Origin of the sequence: Vibrio sp. B172a (genome assembly GCF_030248355.1) — a bacterium.
In the GTDB taxonomy this organism is placed as follows: domain Bacteria; phylum Pseudomonadota; class Gammaproteobacteria; order Enterobacterales; family Vibrionaceae; genus Vibrio; species Vibrio owensii.
The window spans coordinates 23882-37525 of the sequence record NZ_JAHGAC010000034.1 but is presented as its reverse complement, the minus strand read 5'-3'; the positions used below and the strand labels follow the sequence as shown (position 1 = coordinate 37525).

At 46.5% G+C, this 13644-nt stretch carries 14 protein-coding genes; 7 read left to right on the top strand and 7 right to left on the bottom strand.

Features of this window, described 5'->3' with window-relative positions; translation table 11 throughout:
- Window positions 1-56: 56 nt before the first annotated feature.
- The 4 genes from trmL to KIT90_RS24195 form a co-directional block, all read right to left on the bottom strand.
- Window positions 57-536 (bottom strand): tRNA (uridine(34)/cytosine(34)/5-carboxymethylaminomethyluridine(34)-2'-O)-methyltransferase TrmL, encoded by a 480-nt coding sequence (gene trmL / locus KIT90_RS24210; protein ID WP_005440442.1) that lies wholly within the window; start codon window positions 534-536, stop codon window positions 57-59.
- A 130-nt stretch (window positions 537-666) separates the two neighbouring features.
- A complete protein-coding gene (locus KIT90_RS24205; protein ID WP_285379104.1) occupies window positions 667-1275 on the bottom strand; it encodes a superoxide dismutase in 609 nt (202 codons plus the stop codon).
- Between the two features lie 72 nt (window positions 1276-1347).
- Window positions 1348-2751: an envelope stress sensor histidine kinase CpxA gene (gene cpxA / locus KIT90_RS24200; RefSeq protein WP_005440446.1), complete on the bottom strand. Its 1404-nt coding sequence runs from the start codon at window positions 2749-2751 to the stop codon at window positions 1348-1350.
- A complete protein-coding gene (locus tag KIT90_RS24195) occupies window positions 2751-3440 on the bottom strand; it encodes a response regulator (protein ID WP_005440448.1) in 690 nt (229 codons plus the stop codon). Before KIT90_RS24195 ends, cpxA begins: the two co-directional genes overlap by 1 nt.
- 191 nt (window positions 3441-3631) lie before the next feature.
- Between KIT90_RS24195 and KIT90_RS24190 the strand changes: the two genes are divergently transcribed.
- From KIT90_RS24190 to pfkA, 3 genes are all read left to right on the top strand, one after another.
- Window positions 3632-4141: a CpxP family protein gene (locus KIT90_RS24190; protein WP_005440450.1), complete on the top strand. Its 510-nt coding sequence runs from the start codon at window positions 3632-3634 to the stop codon at window positions 4139-4141.
- 123 nt (window positions 4142-4264) lie between these two features.
- Window positions 4265-5173 carry a CDF family cation-efflux transporter FieF gene (gene fieF / locus KIT90_RS24185; RefSeq protein ID WP_041060881.1) on the top strand — a complete coding sequence of 303 codons (909 nt, stop codon included), beginning with the start codon at window positions 4265-4267 and terminating at the stop codon, window positions 5171-5173.
- 285 nt (window positions 5174-5458) lie between these two features.
- Window positions 5459-6421 carry a 6-phosphofructokinase gene (gene pfkA, locus KIT90_RS24180; protein WP_005440457.1) on the top strand — a complete coding sequence of 321 codons (963 nt, stop codon included), beginning with the start codon at window positions 5459-5461 and terminating at the stop codon, window positions 6419-6421.
- A 106-nt stretch (window positions 6422-6527) separates the two neighbouring features.
- On the opposite strand, the gene KIT90_RS24175 is transcribed toward pfkA, so the two are convergent.
- Window positions 6528-7907 (bottom strand): MATE family efflux transporter, encoded by a 1380-nt coding sequence (locus tag KIT90_RS24175; RefSeq protein WP_285379103.1) that lies wholly within the window; start codon window positions 7905-7907, stop codon window positions 6528-6530.
- A 228-nt stretch (window positions 7908-8135) separates the two neighbouring features.
- Here KIT90_RS24175 and KIT90_RS24170 point away from each other — a divergent pair, with 228 nt between their 5' ends.
- From KIT90_RS24170 to KIT90_RS24160, 3 genes are all read left to right on the top strand, one after another.
- Window positions 8136-8426 (top strand): co-chaperone GroES, encoded by a 291-nt coding sequence (locus KIT90_RS24170; RefSeq protein ID WP_005440461.1) that lies wholly within the window; start codon window positions 8136-8138, stop codon window positions 8424-8426.
- Window positions 8427-8499: 73 nt separating this feature from the next.
- Window positions 8500-10146, top strand: a complete 1647-nt coding sequence (gene groL, locus KIT90_RS24165) for a chaperonin GroEL (protein WP_005440463.1) — start codon at window positions 8500-8502, stop codon at window positions 10144-10146.
- A 476-nt stretch (window positions 10147-10622) separates the two neighbouring features.
- Complete coding sequence (locus KIT90_RS24160; RefSeq protein ID WP_033006223.1) at window positions 10623-11186, top strand: VC2662 family protein; 564 nt, start codon at window positions 10623-10625, stop codon at window positions 11184-11186.
- A 97-nt stretch (window positions 11187-11283) separates the two neighbouring features.
- Here the strand turns inward: KIT90_RS24160 and KIT90_RS24155 are convergent, their stop codons facing one another.
- Window positions 11284-11781 carry an MgtC/SapB family protein gene (locus tag KIT90_RS24155; RefSeq protein WP_005440468.1) on the bottom strand — a complete coding sequence of 166 codons (498 nt, stop codon included), beginning with the start codon at window positions 11779-11781 and terminating at the stop codon, window positions 11284-11286.
- A gap of 94 nt (window positions 11782-11875) precedes the next feature.
- Window positions 11876-12898, bottom strand: coding sequence for an EF-P beta-lysylation protein EpmB (epmB, locus tag KIT90_RS24150; protein WP_285379102.1), 1023 nt, complete (start codon window positions 12896-12898; stop codon window positions 11876-11878).
- Window positions 12899-12930: 32 nt separating this feature from the next.
- Here epmB and efp point away from each other — a divergent pair, with 32 nt between their 5' ends.
- Window positions 12931-13497 (top strand): elongation factor P, encoded by a 567-nt coding sequence (efp, locus tag KIT90_RS24145; RefSeq protein ID WP_005440472.1) that lies wholly within the window; start codon window positions 12931-12933, stop codon window positions 13495-13497.
- Window positions 13498-13644: the final 147 nt, after the last annotated feature.

Genomic DNA, 13644 nt, shown 5'->3' with positions numbered 1-13644 from the left:
AAGAAAAGAAAAAGGGCGCATTCAGCGCCCTTTTTAGTATCTGTTATTTGCAGTGCTTACAACGCGCCTTCAAAGCCCATTTGACGCCATGCTTCAAACGCAATAATCGCCACGGCGTTTGAAAGGTTCAGGCTGCGCGCATCCGGCATCATCGGAATACGAATACGTTGTTCCATTGGCAGGCTATCAATCACGTCTGCTGGCAGGCCGCGTGTTTCTGGACCAAACATCAAAACATCGCCTTCTTGGTATTTTGCATCCACATGATGACCTGTGGTCTTTGTCGTACACGCAAACAGGCGGTAGTTGCCTTGTTTCTCTTTCTCTAAGTATTCCAAGAATGCTTGATAATCTTTATGACGAGTCACGCGAGCCAAATCGTGGTAATCCAAACCTGCGCGGCGGACTTTCTTCTCTTCTAGATCGAAACCCAGTGGCTCAATCAGGTGGAGATTCGCACCACAGTTAGCACACAGGCGAATGATGTTGCCGGTGTTCGGCGCGATTTCTGGTTCGTATAGAGCGATATCAAACATGGTATTGAATTAGATTGGTCAAAACAGGCGAGCAGTATATACCCAAGTCACCATGAGAAGCGAGATTCAACACAATGACGGGTAATAGAAGAGGGCAACCACTTCATTGTGTTGCCCTCATTTGGATAGATTAACTCAGAGCGCGAGCGTAGTTCTCTTCCACTGCGCGCCAGTTGACGACATTCCACCATGCGTTGATGTATTCAGGACGACGGTTTTGGTAGCTGATGTAGTAAGCGTGCTCCCACACATCCAATGCTAGAACTGGCACGCCTTGTACTGCGGCAACGTCCATCAGAGGGTTGTCTTGGTTGCTGGTGGAGGTAATGTGAATCTCACCATCTTTTACGACTAGCCAAGCAAAGCCAGAGCCGAAGGTATTGATAGCCGCTTGGGCAAATTCGTCTTTGAATTTTTCGAAGTCACCAAACTTGTCGTTGATGGCCTCTGCAAGAGCACCTTGAGGCTCACCGCCACCATCTGGTGACATGCAGTTCCAGTAAATGATGTGATTGTAGTAACCACCGCCATTGTTGCGGATAGCTGGGCTGTGTTGAGAAATGCTAGCGAAGATGTCATCGAGGCTTTGGGTCTCGAGAACGCTGCCTTTGGCGGCAGCCATGAATTTATCGTAATAGGTTTTGTGGTGTTTGCTGTAGTGAACTTCCATGGTTTTCGCATCGATGTAAGGCTCTAACGCATCGTAGCTGTACGGAAGCTCTGGGAAAGTGTGCGACATTGTAAATCCTCCTTAATGGAGGATTTACTTTAATGTTAATGAAAATCATTATCAACTTTGATCTTTGTGGGGTTATTTTGCCTCACTGATCAATGGCAGGGTAATGGTGACGCGTAAACCACCCAATGGGCTGCGACTTGCGATAATCGAACCACTGTGCTGACGAATCGCACTTTCGGTGATGGTTAAGCCTAACCCTGTACCACCTGAATGGCGGTCGCGCGCGGTCGACACACGATAGAACGGACGGAAAATCGCTTCCAACTCTTCCTCTGGTACGCCTTCACCGTTGTCATCCACCACAATGCGTAGCGTATCGAATGAATCCTGAATGTTGATTTTCACTTCGTCTTTGCCGTAGTAAATCGCGTTGCGGATGATGTTCTCTACCGCGCTCATCAACAGTTTCGGGTTACCTGAGATACTGCGTTCTGGCACAGCAGAGTAGCTAAGCGTTTTACCCATCTGTTCCGCTTCGAACTGTGCGTCTTTAATGATCTCTTCCCATAAGCTAGCAATCGGCTGGGTTTCACGCGTCATGTGGCTGTTCACTTGCATGCGTGACAGCTCAAGCAGCTCGGCAATCATCTGTTCTAAGCGTTGGGCTTCGGTATCAATACGAGTCAGTTCTGGACTTTCACCTTGTTTACGAGTCGCCAACGCACTTGCCATACGCAGACGAGTCAGCGGGGAGCGTAGCTCGTGAGAAATATCCGAGAGTAAACGCTGCTGACCAGAAATCATTTGATTCACCGCCTCAACCATTTGGTTAAAGCTGGTACCTGCTTGGCGAAACTCCGTAGTGCCTTTTTCCAGATTCGGGTCGATAACAAACTCACCTTTGGCCACACGCTGTGCCGCGGTTTCCAGTCGTCGAGCTGGTTGGCTCAATGCCCATGCGAGCCACAGCAGTAGCGGTGTGCTCACCAACATGACGGCGAGCAGCAATTGCAATGGGTGATCAAACAGGCGCAACATGATCGGCGGCGGCTCGTTCCATTTAAAACCGACGTACATCAATAAGTCAGAGTTAGCGATTTTGATCGGCACCGGGCCTGCGATCATGTAGCGGCCGTAGAGTTTTTGTTTCGGCTGCGACTGATCTTCAATGCTGGTGACAAAGTTTTGCAGCGCACGCAGTTTGAAGTCTTTGTGGCTCGATGTGGTTAACACATTGCCTTCGTGATCAGAAAAGAAGATACGCGGACGCGGATCATGCTTGCTACGTCGCTGACCTTCGATGCTGAACAAAATCTTGCCGAGGTTATCTTGCTTGCGATACTTCTTCTCAATGCCGTCACGTATGTCAATCATACGCTGATAGTGGTCTTGTGGGATGTCGCGTGCTTTCCGTGGGTCAAGGTGTGGCAATGACAGCACCGCCATCAGAACCAAGAACATGGTGAACCAAAAGATGGCAAAGATGCGTCCATACAAGCTGTTTATCTTCGGCAGTTTGAAGCGTGGTGCTCGCATTAATCCTCCTCAATCAACATGTAGCCGCGCCCTCGTAGGGTTTTAATGCGTGGCTTACCGTTGCTTTGGTCTGGCAATTTTTTACGTAGGTTGGAGACGTGCATATCGATCGCACGGTCAAAGGCAGCAAGGCGTTTACCAAGCACATCAAGGCTGAGGGTTTCTTTCGTTAGCACTTGGCCTGGGTTCTGCACAAAGTGCGTTAACAGCGCAAATTCGGTCGTGGTTAAATCCAAAAGAGCTTCTTCACAGTACGCTTCTTGTTTGCCTGGGTAGAGTTTGATTTCTCGATACTCAATGCAATCGCTGTTCTTGGTGTTCTTTTGAGTACTGCTGGTGCGGCGTAAGATAGCTCGAATACGCGCTAACAGTTCACGGTCGCTAAAAGGCTTTGGTAGGTAATCATCGGCGCCAAGCTCTAGGCCAATTACGCGATCGATCTCTTCACCTTTGGCGGTGAGCATCAATACTGGTGTTTCCCAGTTTTCGCGCAGGCGTTTTAGGGTCTCCATTCCATTGAGTTTTGGCATCATGACGTCAAGCAGTACAAGATCGATCTCACTGTTAATAGCCAATAAGCCTGCTTCACCATCATTGGCTTCACTGACTTCGTACCCTTCAAAGCTCAGCACTTCTTTCAGTAGGCTGGTTAGCTCTGTGTCATCATCAATCAAAAGAATGTTCGCCATTTGAATACCTATTTATCATTCGTGGTTGCTTTAATATTACATGGTAATGACGAGGAGGAATGAGTGTAAAAATCACTCTTTACGATTCTTTACGGTCTCTATACGTCGCTTTACCTAGTAGGTCGTATTCTACACTCAAGCGCTGTGAGAACAGCTCAGAAGAATCACTAACCTGTGTAAGGAATCTCATTATGAAAACTGCAAAGAAATTAGTACTAGCGGCTGTTGTTCTACCTCTAACTCTAGGTACAGCGAGTGCATTCGCATTCGGCGGTAAAGACCACAAAGGTCATCGCGGTGAATGTGGTATGGGTATGGACCGTGGCATCATGCGTCAACTAGACCTAACTGATGCACAGAAAGACCAGCTAAAAGAAATGCGAGAAGCGAACAAAGCAGAAATGAAAGCGAAATTCGCCGACGGTCACGAAGCTCGCATGGCAGAGCGTCAAGCACACCACGACAAAGTACAAGCGCTACTATTGGCGGATAACTTCGACGAAGCAGCGGCAAACGACCTAGCGAAAGAAATGGTTGAGAAGCAAACTGAACGCCGCGTTAAGATGATGGAGAAAAAACACCAAATGCTGAGTGTTCTGACTCCTGAGCAAAAAACAAAATTTGTTGAGCTACAAAAAGAGCGTCAACAAAAGTGTGGCGAAAAAATGCAAAAACGCATGGAAAAGCACCACAACAGCTAATCGTTGAAAGATAAAGTGAAAGAGGTAGCCAGAGTGCTGCCTCTTTTTGATCTTGGCGATTTCATACTCATTAAATCATTCTCAAGGTATACTCAAAGCACGGTTTGAGTTAACTATTTGATTATGAAACAGCAATACGCACGTTTAGTGACGATGGCAGCTTGGACGGCAACCATCGTGGCGACGCTTCTTTTGATTGTCAAAGTCATCACGTGGTGGGTGACGGGCTCTGTCAGCTTACTTGCCTCATTAATTGACTCCATGTTGGATATTGCCGCATCGGTAGTGAACCTTATTGTGGTGCGCTATTCCCTCCAGCCGGCAGATAAAGAACACACCTTCGGGCACGGCAAAGCCGAGTCTTTAGCTGCGTTGGCACAAGCGATGTTTATCTCGGGCTCCGCGGTGTTTTTGATCCTAAACGGTATCGAGCGCTTCTTCCGTCCACAAGATCTGCAATCGCCAGAGTTGGGTGTTTACGTTTCACTGTTTGCTATGGTGATGACATTTGGACTTGTGATGTTCCAAAAGCGTGTAGTGCGCATGACGGGCAGCCAAGCTATCGCTGCAGATTCTCTGCATTACCAAACAGACCTTTATATGAACGGTGCCATTATGGTGGCGCTAGGTTTGAGCTATTTTGGGGTAACGCAAGCCGATGCGGTGTTTGCGGTCGGTATCGGTATCTTTATTTTGTACAGCGCGTTCAAGATGGTCAGCGAAGCGATTCAAACATTACTAGATAGAAAGCTACCTGATGAAGAGCTGGAGCAAATTCGTCAAGAGTGTTTGAAGGTCGAAGGTGTCTTGGGTGTACACCAACTCCGTACCCGAATGTCTGGGCCAACGCGTTTTATTCAATTGCATTTAGAGTTGAATGATCATCTACCTTTAATAGAAGCCCATCATATTGCAGATGAAGTGGAAGCGAATTTGTTGGCCTTGTTTCCAGAGGCAGATGTGCTAATCCACCAAGATCCGTTATCGGTGATATTTGGACCAGAGAAAGAGCAAAAAGCACAAGATTGGTAGCGGTCGAAAAATCAGACCAAGCGTGACGACAAATAGACGCTTATTGACTATCTTTCCATCACTACTTGCTAAGAATCGTGATCCTGATGTGAATCAACGAAGTTGCAAAGAGAAACTGTAATACTCTTACATAAGTAGAAAAGTTACATAAAAAAGTGTGTTTTCATTGGTATTCCTGTAGAGGAAATGTAACATAACGCACAGTTCTGGATTATGCAGGTTGCTTGGTAACAAGGGGCCTAAAAGAAAATTAAATAAATTGATTGCCAAAGATCGAGGGTGAGCATGATTAAGAAGATCGGTGTTTTAACAAGTGGCGGTGACGCACCTGGTATGAACGCTGCAGTACGCGGCGTAGTTCGTACAGCACTATCTGAGGGATTGGAAGTTTACGGTGTTTACGATGGCTACCTAGGTCTTTACGAAGACCGCATCGCAAAGCTAGATCGTTCTAGCGTTTCTGATGTGATCAACAAGGGTGGTACATTCCTAGGCTCTGCACGTTTCCCTGAATTCAAGGAAGTGGCAGTACGCGAACAAGCGATTGAGAACCTTAAAAAGCACGGTATCGATGCACTAGTTGTTATCGGTGGTGACGGTTCTTACATGGGTGCTAAGAAACTGACTGAAATGGGTTACCCATGTATCGGTCTACCAGGCACAATCGATAACGACATCGCGGGTACGGATTACACAATCGGTTACCTAACTGCACTAAACACAGTTATCGATGCAATCGACCGTCTACGTGACACGTCTTCTTCTCACCAGCGTATTTCTATCGTAGAAATCATGGGTCGTCACTGTGGTGACCTAACTCTGATGTCTGCAATCGCAGGTGGCTGTGAGTACATCATCACTCCAGAAACTGGTCTAGATAAAGAGAAGCTAATCAGCAACATCCAAGATGGCATCTCTAAAGGTAAAAAACACGCAATCATCGCGCTAACTGAGCTGATGATGGATGCAAACGAACTAGCGAAAGAGATCGAAGCGGCAACTGGTCGTGAAACTCGCGCAACGGTTCTTGGTCACATCCAACGTGGTGGTCGTCCAACAGCATTCGACCGTGTTCTAGCATCTCGCATGGGTAACTACGCTGTTCACCTACTAATGGAAGGTCACGGCGGCCGTTGTGTTGGTATCGTGAAAGAGCAACTGGTTCACCACGACATCATCGATGCAATCGAGAACATGAAGCGTCCAGTACGCAACGACCTATACCAAGTTGCTGAAGAGCTATTCTAAGCCTGCTTGATAAAGTCAAAATCAAAAAAACCGCGGTTATCCGCGGTTTTTTATTATCTGAAATTTGTCCGAGCTGAAGTTTGTTTGAGACAGGCTTTGTGCCGAGTTAAGAACTTGGGTGCTCTGCTAACGTCAGGCGACGCTCGCGCAGGGCAAAGAGATAGCCTAACAACCCGCCCAATGTGTTACCCAGAGCAATACCAATAAACAAACCTTCGATGCTATAAAGCTGACTGCCTATCCATGCCGCTGGCAACGTAAAGACGAACAAGCGCATAAAGCTCCACTGGAAGGCTCGCAGCGGTTTGTGCATCGCGTTATAGCCACTCACCAACATCATCACAATCCCTTGGAAGCCGTAGCTAAATGGCACGACTAATAGATAATGCCACAGCAAGTCTTTTACCGTTGCTTCTTGAGAGAAAAGCGCAGCAAGAGGAATGCTGAGAGGCACCATCATCAAAAAGATAAAGCCTTGGAAGACCACCGCAAAGCGCATGCTCAGGAACCAGCCAGAGAATGCACGAGCAGGATTATTAGCCCCAAAGTTTTGCGCCATAAACGGGGTGAGTGCAGAGGTCAGCGACATCAGCACCAAAATCAAGATTGATTCAATACGTTGCGCAGCGCCATAAGCCGCGACCGCTGCGGTGCCGTGGCTAGACAAAATCATCATCAAAATCGCGCCCGATAATGGGTTCATTGCGTTCGATAGTGCTGCCGGTGTGCCTATTTTTAAGGTTTGTTGCCAGTCTTGTTTGATGAGCGACCAGTGCGGTGCGGCAAGTAATTTCTCGCGTTTCACCAATACATAGAAAGACCCGCAGAGCGCGCCAAACCAACTGAATGCACTGGCGATAGCAGCGCCCTGAATACCGAGCTCAGGAAAAGGGCCGTAACCAAAGATCAGCAGAGGATCGAGAATGCCGTTGATAAGCCCTGCGAGCATCATGATCTTGGCTGGGGTTTTGGTGTCACCTGTCGCCCTAATAGCGCTATTGCCTGCCATTGGGATCACCAATAGAGGAATGGTTAAATACCAGACCTGCATGTACTGCTCAATCAGTGGAATCGAGTCTTCTTTTGCCCCGAGTAAGCTGAACAGTGGCTCAATAGTAAAGAAACCCAGTGTCGAGGCGATGGTGACTAAAACAACAGCGAGCAGTAAACCATGGCTGGTAAAGCGAGCTGCTTGAGAAGCATGTCCTTGACCAAGCAGGCGGCCGATATTGGTCGACAATCCCATACCAATACCCATGGTGATGCAGTTCACCGCAAAGGTTACTGGGAAGGTATAACTGATCGCCGCGAGCGCTTCGGTACCCAATAACGAGATGAAGAAGGTATCGACCAAGTTAAACATCAAAATCGCGATCATGCCCATGGTCATGGGTACGGTCATTTTGCGTAAGGTGTCGGGAATGGAGGCGGTCAACAAACCATGTTTGTCTTCGGCCTGGTTGCCCGGCTTATTCTTTTCCAACATTTTTGACGTCTATCTGGTGAGGGAAGGGAAAGGATACAAGAAAGCCATTGCCTCGGCGAGCGAGCATTTCGCACGCAAACCGTTGCTTAGCTGCTGGTTATTTTAACTAAGTCACAAAAATTTCACGTCTACCCCTTGGGATCCTTAGCTTTGCCCTTATATACAGATCACGTGCCCCTGAGCGGGCAATTATCAAATAATCATGGAAATTTTCAGGAGAGACGACCGATGAACATTCGTCCATTACATGACCGAGTTATCGTTGAACGTAAAGAAGTTGAATCTAAGTCAGCTGGTGGCATCGTTTTAACTGGTTCTGCTGCGGAAAAATCGACTCGCGGTGTTGTTCTAGCTGTGGGTAAAGGCCGCATCCTAGAGAACGGCACAGTGCTACCGCTGGACGTTAAAGTTGGTGATACCGTTATCTTCGCTGAAGGTTACGGCACTAAGACTGAGAAGATCGACGGCAAAGAAGTTCTTATCATGTCTGAAAACGACATCATGGCTATTGTCGACTAATAGCAATCGTTGAGTAATTTTTTGCTCTGATTCAAAACGCAATCAAAAACAGAATTTAGAAAGGAAATCAAAGATGGCTGCTAAAGACGTTAAATTTGGTAATGACGCACGAGTTAAAATGCTAGAAGGCGTAAACGTTCTAGCGGACGCAGTGAAAGTAACACTGGGTCCTAAAGGTCGTAACGTAGTTCTAGACAAATCTTTTGGTGCACCAACAATCACTAAAGATGGTGTATCAGTAGCGCGTGAAATTGAGCTGGAAGACAAATTCCAGAACATGGGCGCACAAATGGTTAAAGAAGTTGCGTCTAAAGCAAACGACGCAGCGGGTGACGGTACAACAACAGCAACCGTACTAGCGCAAGCAATCGTAAACGAAGGTCTAAAAGCAGTAGCAGCGGGTATGAACCCAATGGATCTTAAGCGCGGTATCGACAAAGCAGTTATCGCAGCGGTTGAGCAACTAAAAGAGCTATCTGTTGAGTGTAACGACACTAAAGCAATCGCACAGGTTGGTACTATCTCTGCGAACTCTGACTCAAGCGTAGGTAACATCATTGCTGAAGCAATGGAAAAAGTTGGCCGCGACGGTGTTATCACTGTTGAAGAAGGTCAAGCGCTACAAGATGAGCTAGACGTAGTAGAAGGTATGCAGTTCGACCGCGGTTACCTATCTCCTTACTTCATCAACAACCAAGAAGCAGGCAGCGTTGATCTAGAAAACCCATTCATCCTTCTGATCGATAAGAAAGTATCGAACATCCGTGAACTTCTTCCAGCACTAGAAGCAGTAGCAAAAGCATCTCGCCCACTACTGATCATCGCTGAAGACGTAGAAGGTGAAGCACTAGCAACACTAGTTGTGAACAACATGCGTGGCATCGTTAAAGTAGCAGCAGTGAAAGCGCCTGGTTTTGGTGACCGTCGTAAAGCAATGCTACAAGACATCGCTATCCTAACTGGCGGTATCGTGATTTCTGAAGAAGTAGGTCTAGAGCTAGAAAAAGTAGCACTAGAAGACCTAGGTCAAGCGAAGCGCGTTGCAATCACAAAAGAAAACACAACCATCATCGATGGCGTGGGTGAAGAAGCAATGATCCAAGGTCGTGTTGCTCAAATCCGTCAGCAAATCGAAGATGCAACTTCAGACTACGACAAAGAGAAACTACAAGAGCGCGTTGCTAAGCTAGCTGGCGGTGTTGCAGTAATCAAAGTTGGTGCAGCAACTGAAGTTGAAATGAAAGAGAAGAAAGACCGCGTAGAAGACGCACTACACGCGACTCGCGCAGCGGTTGAAGAAGGCGTAGTTGCTGGTGGTGGTGTTGCACTAATCCGCGCTGCATCTAAGATTGTTGACCTAGAAGGCGACAACGAAGAGCAAAACGTTGGTATCCGTGTTGCACTACGTGCAATGGAAGCGCCAATCCGTCAAATCACGAAGAACGCAGGTGACGAAGAGTCAGTAGTAGCGAACAACGTGAAAGCGGGTGAAGGTTCTTACGGCTACAACGCAGCAACAGGCGAATACGGCGACATGCTAGAGATGGGTATCCTAGACCCAACTAAAGTAACTCGTAGCGCACTACAATTCGCAGCATCAGTAGCAGGTCTAATGATCACAACTGAAGCGATGGTTACTGACCTACCACAAAAAGACGGCGCAGGTATGCCTGATATGGGTGGCATGGGCGGTATGGGTGGTATGGGCGGCATGATGTAATTTGCTGCTTGTCTTGTCGCTCTAACGCCTTATAGCTGCATCGAAAGTGCTCATTTACGTGTGTAAACTCCGCGCTTTCTCTTTGCTCTAAGACGTTATAGCTTAAAGACAACCGACCAAACCAAACTAGGAAGCCGAGGTGAATGCCTCGGCTTTTTTGTGTCTGTTAGTTTGGGACAGAGCTTTCTGTGCGTAAGTTTGTAGGTTTATTCTTACTTTTTCTTTTTAATCTGATAGTTAGTGAGTAATTATTACGCTTAATTTTTATCAGGTTAATTGGTTTAAAAATACGCAATTGTGTGGCTATTGTGCGCAAACGGTCAGGAAAAATGCAGAAAAATAAGTTTGATGAATCAATTGCTTATTTATTCAAGCGGTTAAATATGACTTCCCGCTAACATTTATTTGGTTAAAATGACGCAAACTTTGAACATTACAGTGTGTTGTAAACACTAAATTCCCCCATGGAGATAAAAATGAAAAAGCTAATGACGTCACTGGCTGTTGCAGCCGTTATCGCTTCACCTGTTGCTCTTGCTGATAGCTCACCAGTTATGTTCTCTACTATCGACAACACTAACGCACCTTCTAACTCTTCTGTTGGTGGTGTTCGTCTTGCGGTTCTTCACGGTCAAGTGAACGAAGTAAAAGGTGTCGATTTCTCTCTACTAGGTATGTCTGAAACAGACCGTACTACTGGTGTGAACTTCGGTCTTTTCTTTGGTGCGTCTAAAGTAAACCAAGAGATGAAGGGTGTTTCTCTAGGTCTATTCAACTGGAACCAAGGCCAAACAACGGGTCTTAACCTAGGTGCGGTAAACGTAACTAACAACGTTGAAGGTCTAAACTGGAGTGCTGTGAACTACTCTGAAGGTTACACAATGGCAGATATCGGTCTGGCAAGTATCTCTAAAAAATCTAACTTCCAGCTAGGTTTCTTCAACATGACTGACCAAATCGACGGTGTTCAAATTGGTCTTCTAAACTGTGCGGACAACGGCTTCTTCAAGTGTTTCCCAATCGTGAACTTCGCTAAATAGTTAGCGAGCTTCGCCAAAAGTTAAGTCACCTTCCTAACTTAACGCCAGATACAAAAAGACCCCGGCATGATGTCGGGGTCTTTTTTATTGTGCTTGATTACTTAACTAAACGCGTTGATGTTTTTCGTTGCTGCATTTTCTGGTGCACACCACGACGCAATGCTTTGACGCGGTTTTCCGCTTTGTCCACTCCGAGTAAAACGGTCAGTGCCAATACGGTAATGATGATCGACTGTGATAAGTAACCCAAGCCAATCATCAAGCCTAGCCCCGCCAACACCCAAATGACGGCCGCTGAAGTCACGCCGTGAATTTTACCGTCTTGAGTCATCATCACACCGGCACCTAAAAAGCCGACACCAGTAATGATCTGACCAAGTACACGGGCTTGATCTAATGTATTTGGCGACAAAGAGACCGCCATCGACATAAATAGGTAAGTACCTGAGATAACTAAAATTGCGGTACGAATACCAACGGGTTTACCGCGAGTTTGGCGCTCAATGCCAATCATTAAACCATTGATGGCACAACAAAGCAGCGCAGCCCAACTAAAAGGGCCAAGATCGAAAAGGTGTTCAAAAGTTGCTTGCATCTTAACCTCCAAATTTGCGGAGTATGCATAGATAAGACCGTCTGATCGAACAAAAGCTTTTGCTCGTAACGACAATCTTTATACGGCGAGCAACTTATTCTAGATGCAGATCCAGTGGTGTTTTACTTGGGCGACCGCCAATTTCACGGGTGAGCTTAGGCACTAGGTAACCAGAAACTCGCGTGATCACACCGCGCATGATTTCTTTGGCTTCTTCGTCGGGAACAAAGTAATGCGCCGCACCTTGGACTTTATCCAAAACGTGCAAGTAGTACGGCAAAATGCCAGCATCGAATAACGCTTCGTTTAGCGCAACCTGTGCTTCAACGCTATTGTTAACGTCTTTCAGCAGTACACCTTGGTTAAGCAGAGTGACACCAGCTTGCTTTAGCTTCGCCATTTGAGCAGCAAACTCAGCGTTGATTTCGTTGGCGTGGTTAATGTGCGTCACCAATACGATCTGTAGACGAGAAGCGCGAAGTAGGTGGCATAGTTCGTCGGTGATACGTGCAGGGATCACCACAGGCAAGCGGCTGTGAATACGCAGGCGTTTGATGTGTGGGATTTTTGCGATGTGTTCAAGCAGCCAGTGGATCTCATCGTCTTTCGCCATCAGAGGATCGCCACCAGAGAAGATTACTTCATTGAGTTCTGGCTGCTGTGCCATGTACTCCAAGCACTTCGTCCACGCCTGTTTGCCGCTTTTATTCTCTTGATATGGGAAGTGGCGACGGAAGCAGTAACGGCAATTCACCGCACAACCACCTTTCACTATCATCAATGCACGATTGCGGTATTTGTGGAGCAACCCTGGAAGTTCGTTGTCTTGCTCTTCTAGCGGATCATTCGAATAGCCTTCATGTACCTCAAACTCTTCGCTCAAAGGTAATACTTGGCGCAAAAGTGGATCGTAAGGATTGCCTTTTTCCATCCTATCGACAAAACTTTGCGGTACACGCTGTGCAAACAGCTTACGCGCAGCGAACCCGTCCTGCCATGGTGAAGGATCGATTTCCAACATTTCCAGCAATTTTGCAGGATCGGAGATCCCATTCGCTAACTGTTTGAGCCAGTTTTGCTCAACAGATTCGACTTTTCGGGTTATTATGTGCGGCATTGAATTTAGCTCTAAGAATGTAAGAGGAAAAAATGGCTACAGTTAGCACCAATGAATTTAAAGGCGGCCTTAAGTTAATGCTTGATAACGAGCCTTGTGTAATTCTGGAAAACGAATACGTTAAACCAGGTAAAGGCCAAGCGTTCAACCGCGTTAAAATTCGTAAACTTCTTTCTGGTAAAGTGCTAGAGAAAACATTCAAGTCTGGTGACACTTGTGAAGTGGCAGACGTAATGGATATCGACCTAGATTATCTATATTCAGACGGCGAATTCTACCACTTTATGAACAACGAAACTTTCGAGCAGATCGCTGCTGACTTGAAAGCGGTTGGTGAAAACGCTAAGTGGTTGGTAGAAAACAACACTTGTATGATCACGCTTTGGAACGGTAACCCAATTACTGTTACTCCACCAAACTTCGTTGAACTAGAAGTTACTGACACAGATCCAGGTCTGAAAGGTGATACTCAAGGTACAGGTGGTAAACCAGCAACACTATCAACTGGCGCTGTAGTACGTGTACCACTATTCATCGCAATTGGCGAAGTGATCAAAGTTGACACTCGTACTGGTGAATACGTAGGTCGTGTGAAGTAATTCACCTTAGACTTTCTGATTGAAAAGGTCGCTTCGGCGGCCTTTTTTATTGTCCGCTATTTTCCTCTCTTTGATGCCTCTGTGCAAAACATCGATATCTTTCGCAAATTTCTGATGATTTTGTATTATTCGTAAAAATCTTATTTA